The 7,306-nt window shown below is 47.0% G+C and carries 5 protein-coding genes; all 5 read left to right on the forward strand.

Annotated features, from left to right (window positions below; genetic code table 11):
- On the forward strand, positions 1-2,055 hold a 2,055-nt coding region (locus ACO4PX_RS07225; protein WP_485572124.1), incomplete at its 5' end, for a DUF5717 family protein.
- Between the two features lie 15 nt (positions 2,056-2,070).
- Positions 2,071-3,309 (forward strand): DUF5716 family protein, encoded by a 1,239-nt coding sequence (locus ACO4PX_RS07230; RefSeq protein ID WP_007157858.1) that lies wholly within the window; start codon positions 2,071-2,073, stop codon positions 3,307-3,309.
- 3 nt (positions 3,310-3,312) lie between these two features.
- Positions 3,313-4,098, forward strand: a complete 786-nt coding sequence (locus tag ACO4PX_RS07235; RefSeq protein ID WP_007157857.1) for a tetratricopeptide repeat protein — start codon at positions 3,313-3,315, stop codon at positions 4,096-4,098.
- Positions 4,099-4,113: 15 nt separating this feature from the next.
- The gene (locus ACO4PX_RS07240) at positions 4,114-6,816 is read left to right on the forward strand and encodes a valine--tRNA ligase (RefSeq protein ID WP_007157856.1); all 2,703 of its coding nucleotides are present in this window, start codon (positions 4,114-4,116) and stop codon (positions 6,814-6,816) included.
- 31 nt (positions 6,817-6,847) lie between these two features.
- Positions 6,848-7,306, forward strand: a 459-nt coding sequence (locus ACO4PX_RS07245) for a cell wall-binding protein (protein ID WP_485572125.1), incomplete at its 3' end; no start/stop codon positions are given.

Consider the following 7,306-nt stretch of genomic DNA (forward strand, 5'->3'; position numbering starts at 1 on the left):
AGACGGGAGGAAAGGGAGGAGGTTCTTCATTTTCCGGAGGATGCAAGTCTGGAAGAAAAGATTACGGAGTGCATCCACAGAGGAGATTGGAGCCTTAGTGCCTTTGCCCTCTATAAAAAGGGTGTAGAGGAGAATGTTAAGATTACCAAATTGTACGAGAATCTCCTTTATGCTATGCCCATGGGCTATGCGGAAGAATTGCCTAAAGGGGTATATCTTTATTTCTCCTATGAGTATCGTTTAGAAGAGGGGATTAAGCTTCCTCTTTATTATAATATTTTGAAGAATTTCCAGGAAGGTTCCGAGATTTTCTCCCACTTTGCAAGACCGATGCAGAACTATGCCATTTCCTGTCTTTTGCAGGGGGAGATAAATGAGGAGCTGGCTTTGTTGTATAGCAAGCTGATTTTACCGGAAATGATTGATGAACGGATGGCGGAGTTCCTTCCGAAGATTTTAAACAGCTATCTGGTGGAGTTGGAGGATCAGAATATTGAGCGTTTGGTTCTGACCCACCCTGCTTTGCGTCGGGAATGTTCCTTCCCGGTGAAGGGGGGATTTTGTACGGTACCCATGCCCCTTCCCAATATGATTCTTCTTTTCCAGGATGCCTTAGGAAACCGTTACAGTCGGGTTCCTCACAGAAAGACCAGACTGATGGAAGAGGCGGAGTTGGAGAAGAAGTGCCAAAGCCTCTCGGAGGATAAGGGCATTTTCCTGATTCGGAAGACCCTTAGCCTGGTGGAAAAGGGGATTTCCGACAGTAAGGATTTGGAACTGATGGAAAAGGCCTTTTCCTATGAGGACTTTACCCTGTATTTTCGGATGAAGATTTTGCATCTGATTCTTTCCTATCATAAGAAGGCGGAGGGAGTAGAGTTCCCTAAGGAGAATCTGGAATTTCTCCATGCCCTTCCCTTTGCCGCTTTAAAGAAGGAAGAGAAGGAGGATGTGCTTAGTGCCCTGATTTATCGGGGAGATTATGACAAGGCTTTGGAATATCTCATTGCCTATCCCTACCTTTCCTTGGATAAGCGGGCTTTGGAGGCATTTTTAGAGGGGGCTCTTTCCGAAGGGCAGGGAGAGAAGGTTTACGGGGAAGAGGAAAGAGAGATGCTTTTGTATCTTTCGGAAAAAGCCTTTCTTTCCAAGCTGGAAAAGGACAGTATTCTTCATTTCCTTTTGGAGGAATATAACGGCACCACAGAAGAGATGCTGCAAATGATGCGGGTAGCAGACCAAAGGAAACAGCAGAAGGCGAAGATTCCTTCTTCTTCCTTCTTAAATATGGGGGAGCGGCTTTTGGCCCAGAGCCTTTTTACGGAAAAACGAAAGGAAAGCGAAGAAATTTTTGCCCTCTATACCCGTTACGGGGGAGCGGATCCTTTACTTCTTCGTGCCTTTTTTACAGCCTATTCCGCCTCTGTCTTCCTGGGACAGAAGCCGGAAAAAGAATGGATTATGCAGCAGATTTTTGAAGAGGTAAGGGGAGAAAGCCATAAGGAAAGAGTACCGGTACTTTATCTTTTGGCACTAAGCCTTTCCTTCTCCAAGAGAGCGGAGCTTAAGGAGGAAGAGCTGGAGGAGCTTTCCGCCTTCCTGCCTATTCTCTTGGAAAAGTCTTTGATTTTCAGCTATACCAAGGAGCTGGGAAAATTTGTTTCCCTGCCCAATGAAATATTAGAAAAGTCTGTCTTGGAATATCACGGAAGAGAAGAGGAAAAGCCCTTCCTATCCATAAGAAATCAGGGAGAAGAGGAGTTCCACAGAGAGGAATTACAGGAGTGCTATCACGGCATTTATACAGCATCCTTCCTGCTTTTCCCGGGAGAAAGCATGGAATATCGCTTTACCGTGGGGAAAGAGGATACCCTACTGTACCAATCCACTCTGAAGAAGGAGGAATCCGAGAAGGCCTATATCGGAGAGGATGCCTATGCCAAGCTTTGTCGGATGTGTGAACTGATGACGGAGAAGAAGGCGGAGCCTTTACTGGAAATGATGGAAGAGTACGGCAAGAAGGAAATTGCTTTATCGAAATTACTGGAGGAGTAAGAGAAAGAGGTATTTGTGAAAAGCATTGGCATTAGTTTAGGGGATGACTATACCGACATTTCCCTATATCAAGAAGAATATACATATCGCTTTCCTACCCTTCTTTGTAGAGAGAAGCGAGGGATAGAGTTCTCCATCGGAGAGGAAGCCTATAAGAAGAATCTCACCGGAGGAGTAGTTCTGGTGGATAAGCTCTTGTCCCTGTTTAAGAAAAAGGGCAGTGCCACCATTGAAGGGCAGTGCTATGAGGCGGAGGAGCTTCTGTCGATCTTCCTTCGTTCCCTGCTGAAAGAAGGAGAGAAGCGGATAGCGGAAAAGGAACTTCCGGAGGAAGAGGGAAAGGATACTTTAGTCCTTACCCTTCGGGAGGGAGAGCCGGAGCTCTTTAAAAGATTAAAGGAGCTTTTGGAAAAGCTTTTCGGAGAGGAGTATTCGGTGCAGTGCATCAGCCACACCGAGGCCTTTGCCCACTACCTTTTAAGGCAGGATAAAACCCTCTACAACCGCTTGGTGGGTATGTTTGAGTTTTCCAACCAGGTGCTTCACTACTATGAAATGCAGGTGTCCAAGGGGGCGAAGAAGTATGCCATTTCTGCGGGGGAAGCCCAGCCGGAGGCCATTTCCTTCGACATTATGGAAAAGCCTCAGGGAAAGCGAATGGCAGACCAGATTCTTTCTGGTCTTAGCGATAAAATAACCAGAGGGAAGGTCTACAGTGCCTTCTTTTTGTCCGGAAAGGGCTTTGAAAGTACGGATTTCGCTCCGGGCTTTATGAAGAAGCTTTTAAAGGGAAGAAGAGTTTGCGTGGAATCCTTCCTCTTTGCCATCGGAGCCTTGGAATACGCCAAGCTTCTGGGAAGAGGAGAAGAGGAGGAGTATCTTCTGCTTTGCGAAACCAGGGTGGCCCATGATATTTCCGTCCGAGTGAGTCAGAAAGAAAGGGAATTCCCCTACTATCTGGCAAAGGCAGGAGATGCCTGGCTGGAAAAGGAAGAGGAGCTTTTGCTCTTACCGGATCAGCAGGATTATATTGATTTTACGGTGCAGCCCTTCGTGGGCAGTAAGGGAAGACAGCTTCGCATGCTACTGGAAGGCTTTCCGAAGAGGGAGGAGCGTTGCACGAAGTTATCTTTAAAGAGTCGGTTTGTGGATGCGTCCACCATTTTGATTTCAGTGGAGGATAGGGGCTTAGGAGACTTGCACCCTGCCTCCGGTATGGTGATTGAAGAGCGAATCAGTTTGGGAAAGGAGTAAAGTATGGCAGTGATTTTATGTCAAAAAGAAGCTACATTTCCCTATTATTATGAGCGATTGGATATTTCTATCTACTCCTTGGAGGAACTTTGCTATGCGGTGGGAAAGTATCCCCTCCTGATTCCGGAGCATTTTGTGGATCATCGTCTTTTGGAATGGGTCAGTACCGGCTTGAATCGCCCCATGCTTTCCGAAAAGCTGAAGCAATTGAAGGACATGGGAGAGCGGGAGGAGCGTTTGCTTTTCCGTCTGCTTCGGGAGTGCTCTTATTTTACGGAGAGAGAGCTGGAGGACTTTTCCTTAGAGCTTAGAAGGATTCAGGCTTTGTCCGAGCCGGAGCGGAAGGAAAGGATGGGAGACAGCTTCTTTTCCTTAAAGAAATACAGAAAGGCCTTGGATGCCTATCAGGACGCGTATCATTTGGAGGAAAATGGCAGAAGGCTTCGTAAGATTGCAGAGTCCTACCTGTATTTAAAGCAGTTTCAAAGAGCAGGAGATGCCTTTGCGAAATTATATAGAAAAAATCAGGATAAGGCTGCCCTACGAAGATTGTATTTCCTGTCTCAGATTACCTTTCCGAAGGATCGGTACAAGGAGCTTTGGCAGGGAGTAGAGGAAGACCTGGTCAAGGAATGGCAGGCAGAATGGGAAGACGCTTTGAAAGAAGCGGAGCAGGCGGAAGGAATTTTGGAGCTGAAGAATGCCTATAACGAGGGAGAAGAGGCATTTTTCCAAGAAGCGGAGAAGAAGCTGGAAGCCTGGAAAGAAGAAATACGTGGTAGAGCCTAGTTACAGGAGGGGAAAATGAAAGAACTTGCAAAACAATATAATCCGGAAGAGGTAGAGGACCGTATCTACGAAAAGTGGCTGAAGGGAAATGCCTTCGCCGCAAAGGTAAATCCTAATAAGAAGCCCTTTACCATTATGATGCCGCCTCCCAATGTTACCGGGCAGCTGCACATGGGACACGCCCTGGACAATGCCTTACAGGATACCCTGATTCGTTTTAAGAGAATGCAGGGCTTTGAGGCTTTGTGGCAGCCGGGAACGGATCATGCCGCCATTGCCACAGAGGTAAAGGTTATCAATAAGCTGAAGGATATGGGCATTGATAAGTGGGAGCTGGGAAGAGAAGGCTTCTTAAAGGAGGCCTGGAAGTGGAAGGAAGAGTACGAGGATCGTATTGTCAACCAGCTCCATAAGATGGGTTCCTCCGCAGACTGGGATCGTCTCCGTTTTACCATGGATGAGGGTTGCTCCCATGCGGTGCTGGAGACCTTTGTCCGTTTGTATAAGAAGGGCTTGATTTACCGAGGCTCCAGGATGATTAACTGGTGTCCGGTTTGTAATACCTCCATTTCCGATGCGGAGGTTTTGCATGAGGAGCAGGAAGGCTCCTTTTGGCACATCCTTTACCCGGTAGTGGGAGAGGAAGGCCGTTTTGTGGAGATTGCTACCACCAGACCGGAAACGCTCTTAGGCGATATGGCTGTGGCTGTAAACCCGGAGGATGAAAGATATAAGGATATCGTAGGAAAAGAACTGCATCTTCCTTTGACGGACAGAGTGATTCCGGTGATTGCGGATGCCTATGTGGATAAGGAGTTCGGAACCGGTTGTGTAAAGATTACCCCTGCCCATGATCCCAACGACTTCCTTGTAGGAGAAAGACATGGCTTAGAGGTTTTAAACATCTTAACGGATGATGCCAAGATTCTCTGTGAAGGCTCCCCCTATAACGGCATGGATCGCTATGAAGCCAGAAAGAAGATGGTGGAGGATTTAGAGAAGCAGGGACTCTTAAAGAAGGTGGTGCCTCACAGCCACAATGTAGGTGTGCATGATCGTTGCGGAACCACCGTTGAGCCTATGGTAAAGCCCCAGTGGTTTGTGAAGATGGAAGAGCTGGCAAAGCCCGCTATCGAAGCGCTGAACAAGGGAGATTTGGAATTTGTTCCGGAAAACTACGGTAAGACCTACCTGCATTGGCTGGAAAATATCAAGGACTGGTGTATTTCCCGTCAGCTTTGGTGGGGACACCGCATTCCTGCTTACTACTGTGAGGACTGCGGAGAGCTGATCGTATCTTTGGAAAAGCCGGAGTGCTGTCCAAAGTGTAAGAGTGCATCCCTTCGTCAGGATGAGGATACTCTTGACACCTGGTTCTCCAGTGCCCTTTGGCCCTTTGAGACTTTGGGCTGGCCGGAGGAGACGGAGGATTACAAGTATTTCTATCCTACGGATGTTCTGGTTACCGGCTATGACATTATTTTCTTCTGGGTAGTCAGAATGGTATTCTCCGGAATTGAGCAAACCGGAAAGACACCTTTTAAGAAGGTACTGATTCACGGTCTTGTTAGAGATGATCAGGGAAGAAAGATGAGTAAGTCCTTAGGAAACGGAATCGATCCTTTGGAAATCATCGGAACCTACGGGGCGGATGCCTTGAGAATGACGCTTCTTACCGGAAATGCCCCGGGAAATGATATGCGTTTCTATCATAGCCGTGTGGAAGCCAGCAGAAACTTTATGAATAAGGTTTGGAATGCTTCCCGTTTCCTCTTTATGAATGTAAAGGAAGAGGAGAAAGAAGCTCTTCTCTCCCTGGTAGGAAAGAAGGAAGCAAGTCTGGAAGAGGTGCTTTCCGTCATTCCGAAGAATTTGGCTCTTGCGGATCAGTGGATTCTTTCCAAGTGTAACCATACCGTTTCCGAGGTGACCAGAAACTTAGAATCCTTTGACCTGGGAATCGCTCTGGATAAGATTCAAAACTTTATCTGGGAAGAGTTCTGTGACTGGTATATCGAGATGGTAAAGCCCAGACTCTACAGTGAGGGAGGAGAGAGCAAGACCCTTGCCCTTTGGACTCTCTTAAAGGTTTTGAAAACTTCCTTAAGTTTGTTGCATCCCTTCTGCCCCTTCATTACGGAAGAGATTTACGACACGGAAAAATCTTTATTCCCGGGAGAAGAGAAGATGCTGATGCTGTCGGAGTGGCCTGTTTTCGCGGAAGAACTGGACTTTTCCGAGGCGGAGAAGGAGGGAGAGACCATCAAGGAAGCGGTTCGTGCCATCCGAAATATTCGTACGGAAATGAATGTTCCCCCTTCCAAAAAGGCTACAGTTTACTTCGTAACCGAGGATGAGGGGTTAAGAAAAACGTTTACACATAGTAAGGTATTCTTTGCTACCCTTGCTTATGCACAGGATGTTATAATACAGCAGGACAGAACAGGTATTCCTGAAAATGCTGTTTCTGTCTTGATACCGAAGGCCAACATTTTCCTTCCCTTCTCTGATCTGGTGGATTTGGATCAGGAAAGAGAGCGTTTGGAGAAGGAAGAGGAGAGGCTGAAGAAAGAAATTCAACGTGCAGAGGGAATGTTAAAGAACGAGCGCTTCCTGTCCAAGGCACCGAAGGAAAAGGTGCAGGAGGAGGAAGAAAAGGCTATGAAGTACAGACAGATGCTTGAGCAGGTTCTGGAAAGAAAGAAGGCTCTTTCCTAAGCTTTAACTTCCCGAGTAGACGGGAGGTTTTATGTGTAAAGCAGAGAGAATAACGGTAGAGGAAAAGAAGAGAAGAGTATGGGGCGCTTTACTCCTGCTTTTCTCCTTCTTCTTCCTCTTTTCTTTTCAGAGTTTTCAGGGACATGCCGAGGAAAGGGCAGCCACCAAGGAAGAGCTTACCGGCGTGAAGAAGGGAAGCACCACAGCCTATATCTGGGAAAAGGAAGACAGCGCCTGGAAGCTTTTGTATCTGGACGTAAAGTCTAAGTCCTGGAAGTATGCCAAGGAGCGTTGGGTACAGATTGGAGATCGTTTTTATTATTTCAATGCGGAAGGAAAGATGGCTGAAGGCTGGTTTAACGAGGATAGCCACTGGTTTTTCGCACAGTATGACAATAAAGAGCAAAACAGTGATACTGCCGGCGTAGTTCTTACCGGATGGGCAAGCATTCCGGATGAAAATGGAAAGTTACACACTTTCTACTTTGAA

The organism is Oribacterium sp., assembly GCF_057249185.1.

Excerpts from the sequence above, each read along its gene's own strand:
- ACO4PX_RS07235 (WP_007157857.1), top strand. The coding sequence starts at position 3,313 with ATGGCAGTGATTTTATGTCAAAAAGAAGCTACATTTCCCTATTATTAT.
- ACO4PX_RS07240 (WP_007157856.1), top strand. The coding sequence starts at position 4,114 with ATGAAAGAACTTGCAAAACAATATAATCCGGAAGAGGTAGAGGACCGT.